At 54.6% G+C, this 14,843-nt stretch carries 13 protein-coding genes and 2 pseudogenes; 6 read left to right on the top strand and 9 right to left on the bottom strand.

The features are described from left to right. Window positions 1-158 precede the first annotated feature (158 nt). Window positions 159-581 (bottom strand): annotated as a pseudogene (locus P3C29_RS24150) (transposase); the annotation flags it as partial. Between the two features lie 332 nt (window positions 582-913). Then, complete coding sequence (locus P3C29_RS24145; RefSeq protein ID WP_275965645.1) at window positions 914-1,792, bottom strand: DNA-binding protein; 879 nt, start codon at window positions 1,790-1,792, stop codon at window positions 914-916. Window positions 1,793-1,870: 78 nt separating this feature from the next. Between P3C29_RS24145 and P3C29_RS24140 the strand changes: the two genes are divergently transcribed. Further along, the gene (locus P3C29_RS24140) at window positions 1,871-3,022 is read left to right on the top strand and encodes a site-specific integrase (RefSeq protein WP_275965644.1); all 1,152 of its coding nucleotides are present in this window, start codon (window positions 1,871-1,873) and stop codon (window positions 3,020-3,022) included. A 370-nt stretch (window positions 3,023-3,392) separates the two neighbouring features. Here P3C29_RS24140 and P3C29_RS24135 read toward each other — a convergent pair whose 3' ends face one another. Further along, on the bottom strand, window positions 3,393-3,728 hold the full coding sequence (locus P3C29_RS24135; protein ID WP_275965643.1) for a hypothetical protein: 336 nt from the start codon (window positions 3,726-3,728) through the stop codon (window positions 3,393-3,395). 91 nt (window positions 3,729-3,819) lie between these two features. Between P3C29_RS24135 and P3C29_RS24130 the strand changes: the two genes are divergently transcribed. After that, window positions 3,820-4,032: a hypothetical protein gene (locus P3C29_RS24130; RefSeq protein ID WP_275965642.1), complete on the top strand. Its 213-nt coding sequence runs from the start codon at window positions 3,820-3,822 to the stop codon at window positions 4,030-4,032. A gap of 178 nt (window positions 4,033-4,210) precedes the next feature. Here the strand turns inward: P3C29_RS24130 and P3C29_RS24125 are convergent, their stop codons facing one another. The 4 genes from P3C29_RS24125 to P3C29_RS24110 are packed head-to-tail and all read right to left on the bottom strand — an operon-like array spanning window position 4,211 to window position 7,567. Next, a complete protein-coding gene (locus P3C29_RS24125; protein WP_069556929.1) occupies window positions 4,211-4,672 on the bottom strand; it encodes an NUDIX domain-containing protein in 462 nt (153 codons plus the stop codon). Window positions 4,673-4,696: 24 nt separating this feature from the next. Further along, window positions 4,697-5,347, bottom strand: a complete 651-nt coding sequence (locus P3C29_RS24120; protein WP_275965641.1) for a hypothetical protein — start codon at window positions 5,345-5,347, stop codon at window positions 4,697-4,699. A 3-nt stretch (window positions 5,348-5,350) separates the two neighbouring features. Then, a complete protein-coding gene (locus tag P3C29_RS24115; RefSeq protein WP_275965640.1) occupies window positions 5,351-7,024 on the bottom strand; it encodes an adenylosuccinate synthetase in 1,674 nt (557 codons plus the stop codon). 3 nt (window positions 7,025-7,027) lie between these two features. Next, window positions 7,028-7,567, bottom strand: coding sequence for an AAA family ATPase (locus P3C29_RS24110; RefSeq protein ID WP_275965639.1), 540 nt, complete (start codon window positions 7,565-7,567; stop codon window positions 7,028-7,030). Window positions 7,568-7,844: 277 nt separating this feature from the next. Between P3C29_RS24110 and P3C29_RS24105 the strand changes: the two genes are divergently transcribed. Next, window positions 7,845-8,240 carry a hypothetical protein gene (locus P3C29_RS24105; protein ID WP_275965638.1) on the top strand — a complete coding sequence of 132 codons (396 nt, stop codon included), beginning with the start codon at window positions 7,845-7,847 and terminating at the stop codon, window positions 8,238-8,240. Between the two features lie 581 nt (window positions 8,241-8,821). On the opposite strand, the gene P3C29_RS24100 is transcribed toward P3C29_RS24105, so the two are convergent. Then, entirely contained in the window at window positions 8,822-9,007 is a 186-nt protein-coding gene (locus tag P3C29_RS24100; protein WP_275965637.1) for an AbrB/MazE/SpoVT family DNA-binding domain-containing protein, read from the bottom strand. A 163-nt stretch (window positions 9,008-9,170) separates the two neighbouring features. Here P3C29_RS24100 and P3C29_RS24095 point away from each other — a divergent pair. The 3 genes and pseudogenes from P3C29_RS24095 to P3C29_RS24085 all read left to right on the top strand — a co-directional run. Next, window positions 9,171-9,387, top strand: a pseudogene (locus tag P3C29_RS24095) (site-specific integrase); the annotation flags it as partial. A 406-nt stretch (window positions 9,388-9,793) separates the two neighbouring features. Then, entirely contained in the window at window positions 9,794-10,750 is a 957-nt protein-coding gene (locus P3C29_RS24090; RefSeq protein ID WP_275965636.1) for a hypothetical protein, read from the top strand. Window positions 10,751-11,110: 360 nt separating this feature from the next. Next, window positions 11,111-11,329: a transposase gene (locus P3C29_RS24085; RefSeq protein WP_275965635.1), complete on the top strand. Its 219-nt coding sequence runs from the start codon at window positions 11,111-11,113 to the stop codon at window positions 11,327-11,329. 336 nt (window positions 11,330-11,665) lie between these two features. On the opposite strand, the gene P3C29_RS24080 is transcribed toward P3C29_RS24085, so the two are convergent. Further along, window positions 11,666-14,236 (bottom strand): AAA family ATPase, encoded by a 2,571-nt coding sequence (locus tag P3C29_RS24080; protein WP_275965634.1) that lies wholly within the window; start codon window positions 14,234-14,236, stop codon window positions 11,666-11,668. Between the last annotated feature and the right edge of the window lie 607 nt (window positions 14,237-14,843).

Here is a 14,843-nt window from a genome sequence, read left to right as displayed (position 1 = left end):
CCATCCTCCGAGGGCCGCTTCCTGCCCAGGGTGTGTAAACCCGCGCCGGCGGTTGTTGGTTTCGATATTGCTCACGGCAAGTCCTGCCGGTTACCACTACTTCCATAGTAGCTCATCGATGCTTCTAGCGTACCGAGTTGACAACTAAACTGACCCTTTCAGGTGGTCAGCGCCTTCATTAAGCTTCTGGAGCCAAAAATTTTCATAATCCGCTTCATGTTGTAAGCGAGTACGTTCAGACTCATTTCAGCACCCACGACCTCAAGTTTTCGCGTCAAAGAATGCTTCGCGCCCACCCCCTGTTTAATGGACCGGAAGGGATGGTTGACCGTGCGTTTGCGAATTCGCATCATCTCCGGCGTGTTACTCAGCCGGACCTGCATCTCTTCCAATATTGCCTCATGCTCCCAGCGCCGAACACGCCGTTGCTTGCTCTGTGTGGACTGCATTTTCAAGGCGCAGTCCTGGCACCTTGAACTCCAATAGCGATGCAGCTTCATGCCTTTCTCGACGCTGGAGAAACGCCATATCAACTTTTCTCTAACTGGACACACATACTCACTATTTGCCGCGTCGTAGATATTTCAGAATCGCAAATTCGCATCTCACCATGGTTCATCTTGAACCAAAGCTTTCCGGCCGCGGCCGCTACTATTTCTTGTTCCGAAGTCGAGAGCCATCGGACCTAGTCGGAAGGTATATGACTGATGGTGATCTGGGCATCGTTTGAAAAACAAAATTTGGCGATTACCAACCGGCAAAGCGGCGCCACACGGGCAGCATTACGATTACCGATGGGGCTGATCCCTACCTTTTCTGCGAGCGCTGAATACGAGAGTGGCAATCTCGAAATTGCGTCCAATCTTGTCTCAACAGTCCTGTTCCCACCCGCCAGAAGCCTCGTAGCCATCCATCAGTCTGCGGGACCGTTCTTCGACGCCGTGGGTTTTCGAATCCGCGGCTTACGCTTGGCGGCAGAAACCTGATGCACCTGCGTCAATTGCTGCTCCAGTGTTTCAGCGCGGGCGTGCTGTGCCGCGGTACGTTGCTGGGTTTGACTCAGCTCGGTCTGGATCGACTCCAGACGCCGTTGTAAATGCTCCACGTGTCGCCCGACCTCCTTGAGCTGAGTTACCGAAGCCTTGCCCTCCTCCCGGGCGCGGTCGACCTCGCGGTGCGCGCGATCCTCAACTCCACGCACGTAGCTTTCCTGCGCTAGGCGCTCCTGCTCGGCCTTGAACCGCAGCGCCTGCAGATCCTGCTGCAATGCCTGGTTGTGTTGCTGAGCTTCGCGGCGCTCGCGCAGCAAGCCCTCACGCTGCTGCTGCAGGTCCTCGATCTGCGTCTGGCGCTGGGCCAGCAACAGTTCCAGATCTGCCAGGCGCGACTCGGCTGACTGGTGCCCGGCCAAAGCCTCCGCCGCTTGCTGACGAAACTGCGCCGCATCCTGACGCGCTTGGTCCTCGACCGCCGCCAACCGTTCGCGCTCGGCATCCAGCACCTCACGCTGCTCAATTAGAGCCATTTCGACCACGCCTTGAGCCAGGTGGATCGCCTGCTGCCACACCGCGACAAATGCCTGCGATACCTCACCAGGTAATGCTGGCAGTCGCGTTTCGCCATTCAGGCGTTCGGCCAGACGCGCCCACCATTGATCAAGCAAACCACCGACCCGCGTCGGACTACCACGACCCAACTCCAGACGCACACGTTCGACCGTCGGCCGTTCGCCACGGGCCAAGACCGCATCCGCCGCGGCAAACACCTCGTGTTCCGGCACCCCTACTGCCATGGTTCGTCTCCGGGTATATTAGGTCTGATAATGAAAGATTATCCGACGTTATTTTCTGAATAATGGAATTATCATACGTTGAACGTATTAAATATTACAGATCAGTTAACCCTAGTCGACGAAACCCCGCTGGATCCGCATTTACTGGCCACAAACGCGCAGCACGCGGCCGCGGCGTTTATCGCCGCCGGCACGGCGGCCAACACCGTGCGCAGCTATCGCAGCGCCCTCGCCTATTGGTCCGCCTGGCTGCAACTGCGCTATGGCCAGACGCTGGGCGACGCCCCTCTGCCGGCAACGATGGCGGTACAGTTCGTCCTGGATCACCTGGCCCGACCGCTGGGCGACGGCACATGGGCGCACCTGCTACCGCCGGCGATCGATGCCGCCTTGGTGGCCGCACGGGTCAAGGCCGGATTGGGGACGCTGGCCTATAACACCGTCAGTCATCGCCTTTCGGTGCTCGGCAAATGGCACCGCTTGCAGGGCTGGGACAGCCCCACCGAAGCGCCAGCCCTAAAAATCCTGCTGCGCGACGCACGCAAGGCCCAGTCGCGCCAGGGTGTGACCGTGCGCAAGAAAACCGCGATCGTGCTTGAGCCGCTGCAGGCACTGTTGGCCACCTGCACCGATGGCGTGCGCGGGAAGCGTGACCGCGCCCTGCTCCTATTAGCCTGGAGTGGGGGTGGTCGACGGCGTTCCGAGGTGGTTGGTTTGCAGATCGGCGATGTGCGTCGCCTGGATGCTGACACCTGGCTGTATGCCTTAGGCACCACCAAGACTGACACCAGCGGCACCCGTCGTGAAAAACCGTTGCGCGGCCCCGCCGCTCAAGCACTGACCGAATGGCTAAAGGCTGCGCCTGCAGCGTCGGGACCGCTGTTTCGGCGCCTGTATAAGGGCGACAACGTGGGAACGGCAGGCTTATCAGCTGACCAGGTGGCGCGCATCGTTCAGCGTCGTGCAAAACTCGCGGGCTTGGACGGCGACTGGGCGGCGCACAGTTTACGCTCAGGGTTCGTGACCGAGGCCGGCCGTCAGGGGGTGCCACTGGGTGAAGTCATGGCGATGACCGAGCACCGCAGCGTGAGTACGGTCATGGGCTACTTTCAAGCCGGTGCACTGCTCGAAAGTCGAGCCACGACTCTGCTTAAGTCATCGACCGTTGATGACCAAGAGCCCCCGCAGGGCCAGGACATTGGGGCAACCGAAGCTACCGAGCCACCTTAGTTGCTGGGTACGCGCGCGCACTGCGCGCGGGTCTGTTTGAGTTTGATTGTGTGTCGAATGCTAGCGCAGCACCACGGTTCATCGCCTGGCCGTCCCCTAGCAGCCGCTCGCCTTGTGCCTTCACCCGACGCGCTTCAAGCAGGATGAGACCGATCAAAAAAAGAGACGGCCGCCGCTGCAATGGCGGTGGCTCACCCTTCGCCTGAGACCCGTCATCTATCAGCGCTAAGACGCCGGCAGTGGCCACAATCTTAAAGCGTGTCAGCGTGATCCCCTTTTTCCAGCGGGATGAGGTAACAATCGCAACCCTGGCACCTAAAATCCGCCTCGATCACACCGGGCAGGTTTTTAACGATACGGTGGTACGCAGTTACATCGACTTGACCGATACCACCTCCACGTACCTGAATTTCTTCCGCGCCGCCTTGATTGCCTCTTGCTCTGCGAGCAGAGAGCTCAGCGTGTCGGCCTCATGCACCAGTTCGTGCATTTGACCCTCAAAATCGTTCCCCACGCGCAGCGTGACCCTCAGCCTGGGCGTAAAACCTTTTGAGATTGGGGCCTTCTTTTTTGCACGCGCAACAGGCAGTGCCGGTACATCATCCGGGGCGATATTTTGCTGATGCACAATGGCGCCTGGCGCAGACGGCTCGACGTCACCGAACAATGCTCGGCGTATCTCTTCTTCTGTAAGTTCGGTACTCATCACTGTTCTCATTGAGCGTGATACATCACGTGGCCGATTCTAACCCGGTCGACTGCTATGCTTGAATTTTCTCGGCAGGAATTTAAACGAAATGGCGATGGAGTACTCACTTTCAGACTTGCTGGAAAGGATGTATGAAAACCAATTGGCCTTGGAGGGGGCGCTGATGGAGTTGGTAATCCACGCCGAGGACCAGGGATCACGCGACGTCGGCGAAAATGTCCGCGGTGCGTTATATGTTTTGGGAGAAAATGCCGGCCACATCAAGCAGGGCTTGGCAAAGCTCAGATCTAGAAATCTTTGATCGTCGTGGTGCTGAACAACCAAATATTCGCACTTTGAAGACGTCTTATCCGCCTAGCGCTATCATTCAGGGGGGCAGCTATCAGCCAAGAGCGGACCACCAAAAGTGCCTACGAAAATCGGGGCGATTCAAACATCTGCTTCACCATAACACTCATCGGGGATCTGGCTGCCAGGACTCACCCGACGCTATGATCAAGAGCCCTGCCAAACAGGTTATTCAGATCCGACGGAAAAACCTTTTCATGGCAAGCCGCAAGCTCTCCTGAAGACCACCACCTCACTTCACATACCGCTTCGCGCTCCCGGTCACTCCACTGGGCGCAGGAGCACTGCTCGGTACCTGTGTACACCGTAAAGTAATTTTCGACCGCAAGCACATGCTCGCCATCAGGCATCTGCCACAGAAACTCCCTGTGTGCGATACAGCGACCTACGAAAGGTACCTCAATGCCAGTCTCCTCGTAGAGTTCACGTATTGCCGCCGCTTCAAACGACTCTTCATCCTTGAGCTTTCCACCGGGCGTCGCCCAATAGCTCATGCCCGCCAAAACACCAGCCTGATAGTGAATCTTAAAAAGCAGCAGTCGGTCGCTTGGACTGATCACCAATAAACGAGCGGCTAAACGCTTTCGCGGCATACTTCCCCGCTCCATGGATGACAACTAACCAATGACGCCCAATACCTCGCTGCCCTGCATCCTGCGAACGTCCACCACATAATCAGCAATGTTGGGAACGGCGTAATCGACAACTAGCTCGACGACATTTTTCACGGGCTTGCCAGAACGCTTCACCGGGTAGTCCGCAATCTTGCAGAAGATGTCCGTGCTGCGACGGTGTGGCATGGGCCAGGTATTACCCGAATTCATATGGCACAGCCAGATGGCTTCGGCATATGCTGGGATGAAAATCGACGAGTCGAGAGTCAGGACGTCATGTTCCAGCTTGCGATAATCGCGAGCTCCGAGCAGGCCGTGGAGGCGCTTTTCCTCGGCCCAGAAGAAAACTTTGCCGTTGATCAATTCATACCACTGGCGTGGTGTTGTTCCCCCCGTAAGCGCTCTAACCAACCGGCCTTCAGGCATGGGTTTCTGATCACGAAGCACGATGTTGGAGGGGTCGCCTGCCTTCACATCCATCTTCTGTCCACGATGCTTACTCTCATATCGGGCGCGCTCACCTTCTCCCACTGCGAGGTGATCCAGAACTGCAGTGGCACTCATCAATCCGCGTGTGCGAATACTGTCCCAAGCGCCGCGTTCGGCCATGTGATAAACCCGAGGGTACAGCTCGATCAGCTTGTCCAGATCCATCTATTATCTCCTGTCAGAACGTGCAGTCCAATTCCGCCGATCAATCAGAGAGCGTAAATCGCTCGCGTGGGGGTCTCTGGAAAAGCGGGTGTTGATAAGCGAGACAGGCGCCTGAGAAACGCGCTCGAGTTCCTCGACGAATTTGATCGTGTCCGGATCGAGCTGCTCGAACCTGCGCGCCTTGCTATTGGATGACTTCAAGTAATCGGCAAACGTCAGAACAATATCCGTCGGAGCGTTCAGGGCGCATGCTTTTCGGAATTGATCCCATTCGAACCATCCGACTCGCCTGCTGCGTTTGGTGGTGGAGGTTTTCTCTGCCGTGTTCAGCGCCTGCGCTTCAAGGCCCGCAAACGCTGCGATGTCATCAAAGGTCGTCGCATGTTTGAGCGTCCCGGAGGTATGTCCATCCTCACCATCGGGGTCGCCTACACGAATAGGCATGGGGCGAATGACCATCAAGATTTTGCGGATCCTGCTGGGCGATATACCAGCCTCAGCCAAGCATCCCGCAACATTCGTGTCCCTGGACGTCACGTGAGGATAATCTCCGTGAAAAATACTCAGCCCGCTGCCCTGCGTTCCCTCCAGCAATATGGAATGGCCGCTGCGGTAGGCCTCTTCCAAACGGTCTGACGTGCAGCCGTGATAGTTCCCAGGAGTACCGACGTATGGACGAAGCTCATCAACATCTCGTGCGAGCCGGATCTCTTTACCCCTGCTCAAAATACGCCGAGCAGCGGCTGCTCCACTACCGCTCCCTGTTGATGCAATTGTTGAGACCAGATGCCCGCCTCTCTCTGTCCCGATATCTTCTTCCTCAATGATGGTGGCCTGGGGATCAATGAATAGTCGATCGTTGCCGATACCGCACTCCTCGATTTCTTTCAAAAGCCCTGGCAAATGAATCGTCATGCCCGGGCCGAGAAGCAGTCGTCCTGTCACGTCCCGCGACCCAGAAGGCAGATGGTGGTAAGTGTAAGGGCCGGCAGAACTGGCTACCGTATGTCCGGCATTGGGCCCACCGACGCGAATCATCACGTCGTACTCGCGCGCGAGATAAGCGACGATGTTGCCCTTCCCCTCGCTTCCATACTGCCCGCCAATCAGCACATCCACGCATCTGATTTCAGGCGGTGTGTACAGATGCAACCGAGCGGCAACCCGCACCAGCGTGTCATTTGAGTCCGAGCGTTCGGTGTAAATACGAACGTCGGCATCATCCTTGAGCGCCTGGATCTCTGTCTGATCCTTGAGCTGATTGACCTCGCCATAGGACAAAGGATTGGCTTCACCCTCTATTCGCTTTGCATAACGGCCATGGAGCGTAGGGTCACTTGCGTAGAGGTGTACATGCACCAGGTTTGCACCGAAGACCTGTCGAAACTGCAGCACCTGCGCAAGCGTATTCAGGTGATCCACCACTAACGGTCGGCCATCCTTCTCCGCCTCGCACGCTACCTGGGTTTCCCGAAGCATCCACTGGTCAGCGTCTTTCGCTTCGTGACGACGATCAGGTATGTCGGGTTGCGCCACGCGAAGGCGCCACTCGGAATCTTCAATGGCTCGACGATCGCAAACCACGTCGAAGCCAAATTCCTTCTCCAACAAACTGGCCAAACCGCTCTTGCCGCTACAGGTCTTGCCACTGATCACTACGATCTGACGAGTTTCCATGCGCTACATCTCCCAGATTCCTAATATTTGATCCGCAATTTGAAACGGGGTGTGCGTGTATGTATCGAGAACTTTGTCCGCAAAACCTGAGAGCGAACGGGCACTCTGCTCGTTGGGATGCAAAACGCTGGCGTTATATTCGTCAAGATGGGAAGCGCTTCGTGCAGCGTACCTCTGTTGCAGGACAGCCTCGGGCGCAATGATGTGCAGGTGCCTCACCGCACTGCCGAAACGGAGTCGGAACAGTTCAACCTGCCGGGGCTTGCGGACAGCATCCAGGAGCCAGTTTTCGACGTCCGGCCGAGCTTGGATGGCTGGGTTTGCTACAGAGTCTATGAGCCAAGAGAAGTTTGTGGCGTTGTCGAGAGAGTCGCCGAGTTCTTGGAGGTTATGACGATCAAGTGGCTCACTCCGGGCAGCCAGGTGCGCACGCAGAAAGGAGCCGCTGCTGATCGGAACAAATCCATGGAGTTTTTGGAGGACGGCGGAAACCGACGTCTTGCCACTGGCCATCGGGCCACTTAGGAGAAGTAGTCGCTTCATGCTTTGACGATCCCTGTCTTGCGAAACCAATATAACGATAAAGCGTAGCTTAGTTGGTGAAATTAGCCGGGATTTTCGTGAAACCGAAGCTAGGCACCAACTAGCTGAAATTTGCAGTAAATACCGCTGCTGCCGATGATAGATAGCCAATGCCATAGCCTAAACCCAGATTGAGCGTATAGAAGCGATTGAGTACTGTTAGAGATTGAGTGCCCGAGTACCATTGCCATGGACGCGGAATGCCGCTTCTAAAATTATGTCTGAAGGGACGGTACCAATGAGTGACCAGACTGTAATCGCGATCCGCTTCACTCTTTTTAAGCACAGTAGGGATTCTTTTCTTGCGGCGTTGGACGATGCCTCCATTCGCCATTCCAGCGTGATGCAGTTTTCAGGACAGCCGCAGGCTTCGGGTTTTGCCGAGATGATCTCAGCGCTGAGCGATGCTATGCCTTGGAACGGCATTGCTAAAGTGATCATCTCTTGGGTCGAGGCTCGGAAAAGCCGACGCGTAATGGTCCAAGTAAAAGATGGCTCGGTCGTCATTGAAGCCAATGGATACAGCGCAAAGGATGTGGAGCGCTTATTAAAAGCATGCACGAGCGTAAGCGTCATTGATACGCTGCCGGGGGATGCAGAAGCAAAGGCCCTTGAATCAGATGCTGACGACTGACCTCGGCCTGTCAGGCCTGGGCCTTTTTGCAACTAACTGCATAGCTCTGACCACTCACGCTCCAGTACTGCTTTTTGCCTGCTTGACGCTGCGTTTCTCGGCCCGCCTAATCAGGGGGGGCGCTGACCTTAAAGATAGTGAGCGCGATTTCGAGCAGGATGTGGTATCCACCAACGATGTTCGGTTGATAACCAAGGCTTCTACTGAGGCGGATAGTCTTCTTTTCCGACCGGGCTTAATACAGTAAAGCTGAGGTTTTTCTGATGGTTTTGAGACGATCTGGTGAGCTCAAAGACGACCTTTTTTCCCCTCTTACAGCCGGTCACTGCCAATAAGTGGCTAGGCGTACTGGATGGGGTCAACTTTCGACGGGCGGGGTACGATTCGAATGGCAAGCGTCCCTAAAGATCATGGCTGGGCAAAGCGGCGCGATTTGATGAACCAGAGTTACACCGCGAGACTGACCAGCTTTGGACTGTAAGGTGCAAGTGAAAATCCGCGCCAGATCTGTCTTGGGTTTGCCTCTTGATGGCCTTCAATCCAAACCGCTCACTGCAAGCGTCACTAGGGCTAAAAATTACTCAGGATTCGCTATCTCCATGGCGGATAGTCTTGAGCACAATAGCTTCATTGACCAGTTCAAGATCCTGTGACTCACCAAGGCTGAGATCATACGCCGGGACATCGGGGGAAAAATCGACGATAAGGTCGCCACTGTCGTCGTCTGGATCGTGGCATATCTCAGTCGTTCGCAATGAGTCATTCATCAGGCACTAGCTCCAATCTCGACACAGGTAGTTAGCCGAAACCCTACGCCGACAAATGCACGACAGGCTATCGATCCAACGCTGCCTCTGGTGAACGGCAGCAGCCGGCCAATAGCACACACTCAAGTATCGACTATGCTTGGAACGATTCAGCCCTGTACCTGGCATATATAAGGTGGTTGCGCAGTGGGCCAAGGCGGCGGGTATTCACGTCGAAGGGCTGGGCGTGCACGGGCTGCGTGCCACGGCTGCGACCAATGCCCTGGAGCATTGGGCCCATATCGCCAAGGTTGGGGCATGCCAACATCAGCACGACGCGGATCTATGATCGACGCGACCAGCGTCTGGATGATTCACCCACTTACAAGGTGAAGTACTGAGGTTCAAGTCCCAGGCTTTTCTTGCACCGCCAGGAAGGTCGCACGCATCAGCTGCGTGACCTGCAACTGCTGATCCTCGCAGGCCCCAAAAAGGCCAACTGCGCGTCCATCACCATTTAGGAGAAGGGTTGTCCTAGGGTTATCCTCGTCGGTTAGGCGTTGCATCATGGAAAATTCCTTAGGCTGTCGTAACTAAATACGGTCAGGACTTAAGCAAGTGGCTTTAATTACCATCAGCCGTCGGATGTATTTCGAAAATCTTAGGCCGTCGATTGAGGCTTTCGCCAGTCAGATGTCGCATTTATTTCAGAAGCCGACACCTTTTCTCCCCAGCACATTTGGCCAGCTACACTCGAACTGACTGCAGGCGCGGGCCGACCAACCAGACGATTGACCAGGAGTTTGAATGGCTAGCAAAAAACAAATCGGCAACTGGACTACTGCGTTCGTAGTGCTTGCTGCACTGTCTGCAACTGGCACCGCCCAGGCCGGCATCTTCAAATGGATCAAGAAAGAGGTCGTGCCCACCATCACCGGTGAGCGGCCGATCGTAATCAAGGACTACGTGAAGGTTTCCTCCGGCGCCACCCAGATCAAAATTGGCCAAGACACGGCAATGATCAAGATGGGAGGTATCACCGTTCAAACCGGCAAACTAAAACTAAGGCTCGCACAGGGGGCGTGTGTTTGGACGACCGGTGATGTGATGACCTGTGCACCAGATTTCATTGAGCGACAAATCAAAGTTTTGGCCGAGGCAGGCTATCAAGGTGTGCCGCCACCACCGGTTAAACCTGGTGAAGGCAAGCCATCCATCACCACTGAAGCTGCTAGCTCAACAACTGCCGGAAAACCAAACAAGGGTGGCGGGCTGAACTTTTCTGATTTGGACGGTGGCCCAATCGTTAATTGGGAGCCCCAGGAATTTTCTGAAGGTTTTGATTTTAAAAATCCCGGCAGCGCCACCCCCGCGGGGAAGCTTCCACCGTCACTTTTCTTTCACGACCTTTACACGCGTCGTGTAAAAGATACGAACAACAAACTCTGGCTCCAGATTTTGGGAAGAGCAGACTTAGCCAGGATGAAGGACAAGGAGGCTGGTATAGCCTGTTATTTTGCAACCGATAAGGCGTCCTACCTCGTCGACACCCAAAATCGTTTTAACGATCCGAATGGCTACGTCACTGTGGGTAGCACGGCGACCCCGTCCACTGATAGGGAAAGCGTACTGATCCAGCTGGTCATTCCATGGAGCGAACTTGAGGTGCCTAACACGGTGCAGCCTGGCTCCGATATGTTTACCCAGTGCTTTCTGACACTTGAAGGTGAACAAATGACCCACACAGACTGGATGCCGTTCTGACGCTCCCTCCTTTATGCGTGTCTTAGATGCAATCCGTAAATCTGGCCAGTCGAAGTATCTTTGCCTGGCATTTTTCTTCCAGAGTCTTTACTACGTACGGGTTGCGTTTTTTCTTAGCCGGGTTCCTGTTTCCTTGATGGCCCGGCGAACCGGACCGCGTGGGTTGAGCCCGTTAAGATTAGGCCCAAGCCAGCCCAGGCGTAAGCGTCTGCCCAACACATCTTGCTCAATGTTCAGCGTCTGTCTGGGAGTAGTAAATCGTCAGCGCCCGGCGAACACACCTTCAAAATCCCAGCATTAAGGACGATCGTGTCCGCGTATTTTTAAGCGGACGCGATCGCCCTTATCGCCAGGATTTCCATGCGCCAACGAAGCTCCTACCCCAAACCATTCAAAGCCCAGGTCGTCCAGGAATGCCTCCAACCCGGAGCGACGATTTCCAGCGTAGCCATCCATTACGGCATCAATGCCAACGTGATCCGCAAGTGGCTACCGACCTACCGGGATCAATCGCCTGCAACCTTGCCGGCTTTCGTTCCGGTAAAAGCGGTACCAAGGCGAGCATCAGAAGAGATGTGATCATCTCGCTGCGTCTGGGTGATAAATCCATCACCGTCAAGCGGCCAGCCTCGGATCCAGACGGCTGCGCGTGTTTCATTCGTGGCCTTGCCCAATGATTCGCGTCAATGCTACTGGCGGAGGAAGCTGCTAAGGACTTAGCTGGTTTTTTGGTAAGCAATTCCGGTGAGTCGCCGGAGCGCAACGATCAGTAAATCGTTAGCACCTCTGCTCAAGGTGGGATGCCCGGACGGTTACCCCAAGTCCTCATCTGCGAACGGTTGATCCGTTAATCGTGTTGATTGCGCCGCTCGCCAAACGGCGCAATCAGATAATTGTACTGCGTGGCTTCTGAATTTAAGCTGCCTTTTTCCTTCGGCCTTCCAAGTCATCTCGCCACTGCTTTAGCGATTCAATGTCGGCTTTCAGTTCGGGCTCTTCTGGAGCTTGTACCGGCATCTCATCAGACTGGCTGTGCTCAAAGCAGCTGTATTTGGTCATCAGCTCGTCAATTTTTTGAAGATCCTCACGGGTGATCCCGAGAAGGGCAGGCAGACGACCATCTGTGGAAATGCCGCGCCGATGGCGTACGACGATTTTAAACAGAAGGTCATCTTCAACCGACCTTTCGATTAATTTCCTGAAATCGCTACAGATACCTTGAGCTAACGCATAGTAAGCAGCTGCACCTGAATCTTCGCCCGCTTTCTTGGCATCCCTGACGCGAGTCAGCAGGATGTTGTTTGCGGTCTTCGTCGAGCTATTCCACACTGCTTGATCAGCAGGGTGTCCTGATGCTCCACCAAAGGACTCGATGCACATCTGCTGGAAGTTATCCTTCTTCCAAGAATCACCAACTTTCTTGGCAGCGTCATCCATCGCTCCGTAAAGCGAGAGCCTGTGCGTAAAAATAAGGACCTGCCGTTCTTTAGCCAATTCAGCTAAGCGGCATGCGACTTTCCATTCGAAATCATGATCTAGCGACGAGATTGGGTCATCGAATATGAAAGGGGCGACACCTGGTTTGTCGGTAACGTCCGCCAGGAAAGCAGCAAGGGATATGATCCTACGCTCACCTTCGCTCAACACTTTGTCAGGCGAGTGATCACCATTTTTGAGAGCTTTGAGTTTGAGCTGATGAAGCACTCTACCCCGAGTGGTTCTGGTCTTTATCAACTCAACCTGAATTCGGGTGGCACCTAGGGCACGCAGCTCATCATTGAAGCGCTTGACGTATAACTCGGTAACCACGCTTTCGGAGATTTCGGTTGCCTTGTTAGAGATACGACGAGAGCTTGCACTAGTCTTCAGCTTGTCGAGCAGCTTGTGGTCCTTGAGCCTCTTCTGTTCCTTCCTGACTGCTTCACTTTGCTGCGAAACCCATTGGCTAGCTTCCAATGCCGTTTTATCAGCGACAGCTTTCGGCCTGTCGAACTGAAGCGCATCTTGATCGAATTGGTCTGCTTCCAAAGTCAACTGCTGCGCGAATTGTTCAAGTACAAGGAGATTCGCGGCTACATCGGGAACCGTACCTGCCAAGCCTGACTGCTCGTGATCCAGTAGGGCTTTCCTCGATTCTCCGACACCTCTCCAAAAGCCCCACACTGCTGCCATCCACTCAGGCGTGGTCAAAGCTGCTGCAGTGCACTGAGTCTGTACCTCGGCCTCCGTCGGGCTGTTAGGAAGCGTACGGAGAGTTTCGCTGTACGTTTGCTCGGCAGCCTTTGCATCTGTTTCCAGGCGGCTTTGTACAAACAGCTCGAAATCGTTGAGTCGGTCTTGGGCTTCAGCCGATAGTTCTTGATGGCAGAGCACGCAGCGCCCGTCCACGGTCACCGGATAATGATGATCCGGATACGGCGTTTGGGAATATGCGCGAGCCGCCTCCCACATTGCTTTCCATGTCGGCGTACCGACGCCTTCTAGAATCGCTGATTTGGCCTGCGCGCCTTCGATCGCAATACGTCGTTTATCACGGGAGTTCGATCGTTGAGTGCGGATAGTTTGGATCTGCTCAGCGCCGAACGCCGCCACGGCTATCTTGATGCCTTTGACGATATTGGTTACTTGGACGCAGGTGTCGCGCTTCTGTTTCGCAAGCGATGAGGGATCACTGGTCTTCAGTCGTTCATTGAGCGCTTCTAAGCTACCTGCGTTCTCTGGAGTCCAGCGTAAAAGATTATCGACAGCTGATGGTGCCAACGTGCTAAGGCCTTGATAGCTCTTACCGACGCTCGTGTCTTTGAGGGTAGCGGGGATAGCCGGGAGCTGGCTCACAAGCTGATCTTGTTCAGCCTGCAACGTGTCCCTAATCGAATCAGTCGCATTGGCCAGCTTCTCAAACAAACCCATGATGGGCGGGCTGTACGTGGCCGCGCTTTCGCTTTTCAGGTAATGGAGCGCCTCTTCACTATCGAAGATGTCTATTTCCCGCAATTGTTCAATCGCGGCGTGGGTGATATGCCATTCAACGCTTTCCGATGACTGATCCAGTTCAAAGCTGAGGGTGCATTTGCTGGAAGCTGGAGCCGCTTGGAAAACGTTTGGTTTGAGATCGCTGGCGCGAGCTTTGCCTGTCGCTTTTTTCAGAATCCTCGTGTAACAGGACTTGCCGGAGCCATTATGCCCGTAGATAACCGTTAAATTGCCGGTGCCAAAGTCTAAAGGCACCCTGGGACCAAGGCTCTCAATTCCTGTGACGTCTGCAATGCTTCGCAATCGGAGCACAGAGCCAGCTGGAGCGTACATTAGCTCATCGAATGTTCGATGTTTCGAGACGGCCTGCCCTGACGGCGTTTTTAACAGTGCGGCAATCTGGGAAATGTCATCCTGGGTGAGATCACCATTTTTAAGCAGCCGATCAGCAGCCTCCTGAAGCCAGTCCGGCTGCTCAAGTAGCCAGATGCGTACCTGTCCCTGCGCGTCCATACGATTCCCTTCAGATTATAAGTAAGGAGACGCTAGCAGAGTGCCATTAGCTAAGCAATTTAGCGCGCTCTTTTAAAATTGCAGTCTTCGCGCTGCGTCCATGATGTGCGGCTGGCTGACGCAGTTGCTGCCGCACAGGTGGGCGTTCGTTTAACTACTCAAGGTGTGTTCGCCGGACGCTTACACTTGATCGCCCAGTAGAACCGAACGTTTCCAGAAGTTTGCTAGCAAAAAAAAGCCCATCGGTTGATGGGCTTTTTTTTATTTCAAGTGTCTCCGAGAGGAGGTTTTCACCCACGAACCTCAGAGCAAGCTCTTTAAGCTTATTGATTTGGATATGTCTAGTCAAATTTTGACGTTGATACCTGACTTTAGAGCTCTCTAGACTTGGATAGGGCGACTTAAAACCCCGCTGCGATGTCAAATGTCACCAAGCACAGCAATGATGCATTGCCATTAGAAATGTGCGCTGGATGATTGTTTTAGCAAGAGAAAATAGGCGCAGGAACTCTTAAATCATAAGATCGTATTCCTCCACATAAATAAATATGCTTTGGCGGAACCAAGCCTTAAGGCTTGGCGGCATGGCCACTCACCCGAAGGCTTC

Source organism: Pseudomonas sp. 1912-s (assembly GCF_029269205.1).
In the GTDB taxonomy this organism is placed as follows: Bacteria; Pseudomonadota; Gammaproteobacteria; order Pseudomonadales; family Pseudomonadaceae; genus Aquipseudomonas.
Note: the sequence above shows the minus strand (reverse complement) of the source record. Positions and strands in the feature narration are given on the sequence as shown.

Coding starts and splice junctions, on each gene's coding strand:
- P3C29_RS24145 (WP_275965645.1), bottom strand. CDS start 1,792: ATGGCAGTAGGGGTGCCGGAACACGAGGTGTTTGCCGCGGCGGATGCG.
- P3C29_RS24135 (WP_275965643.1), bottom strand. CDS start 3,728: ATGAGTACCGAACTTACAGAAGAAGAGATACGCCGAGCATTGTTCGGT.
- P3C29_RS24130 (WP_275965642.1), top strand. CDS start 3,820: ATGGCGATGGAGTACTCACTTTCAGACTTGCTGGAAAGGATGTATGAA.
- P3C29_RS24125 (WP_069556929.1), bottom strand. CDS start 4,672: ATGCCGCGAAAGCGTTTAGCCGCTCGTTTATTGGTGATCAGTCCAAGC.
- P3C29_RS24120 (WP_275965641.1), bottom strand. CDS start 5,347: ATGGATCTGGACAAGCTGATCGAGCTGTACCCTCGGGTTTATCACATG.
- P3C29_RS24115 (WP_275965640.1), bottom strand. CDS start 7,024: ATGGAAACTCGTCAGATCGTAGTGATCAGTGGCAAGACCTGTAGCGGC.
- P3C29_RS24110 (WP_275965639.1), bottom strand. CDS start 7,567: ATGAAGCGACTACTTCTCCTAAGTGGCCCGATGGCCAGTGGCAAGACG.
- P3C29_RS24105 (WP_275965638.1), top strand. CDS start 7,845: ATGAGTGACCAGACTGTAATCGCGATCCGCTTCACTCTTTTTAAGCAC.
- P3C29_RS24100 (WP_275965637.1), bottom strand. CDS start 9,007: ATGAATGACTCATTGCGAACGACTGAGATATGCCACGATCCAGACGAC.
- P3C29_RS24090 (WP_275965636.1), top strand. CDS start 9,794: ATGGCTAGCAAAAAACAAATCGGCAACTGGACTACTGCGTTCGTAGTG.
- P3C29_RS24085 (WP_275965635.1), top strand. CDS start 11,111: ATGCGCCAACGAAGCTCCTACCCCAAACCATTCAAAGCCCAGGTCGTC.
- P3C29_RS24080 (WP_275965634.1), bottom strand. CDS start 14,236: ATGGACGCGCAGGGACAGGTACGCATCTGGCTACTTGAGCAGCCGGAC.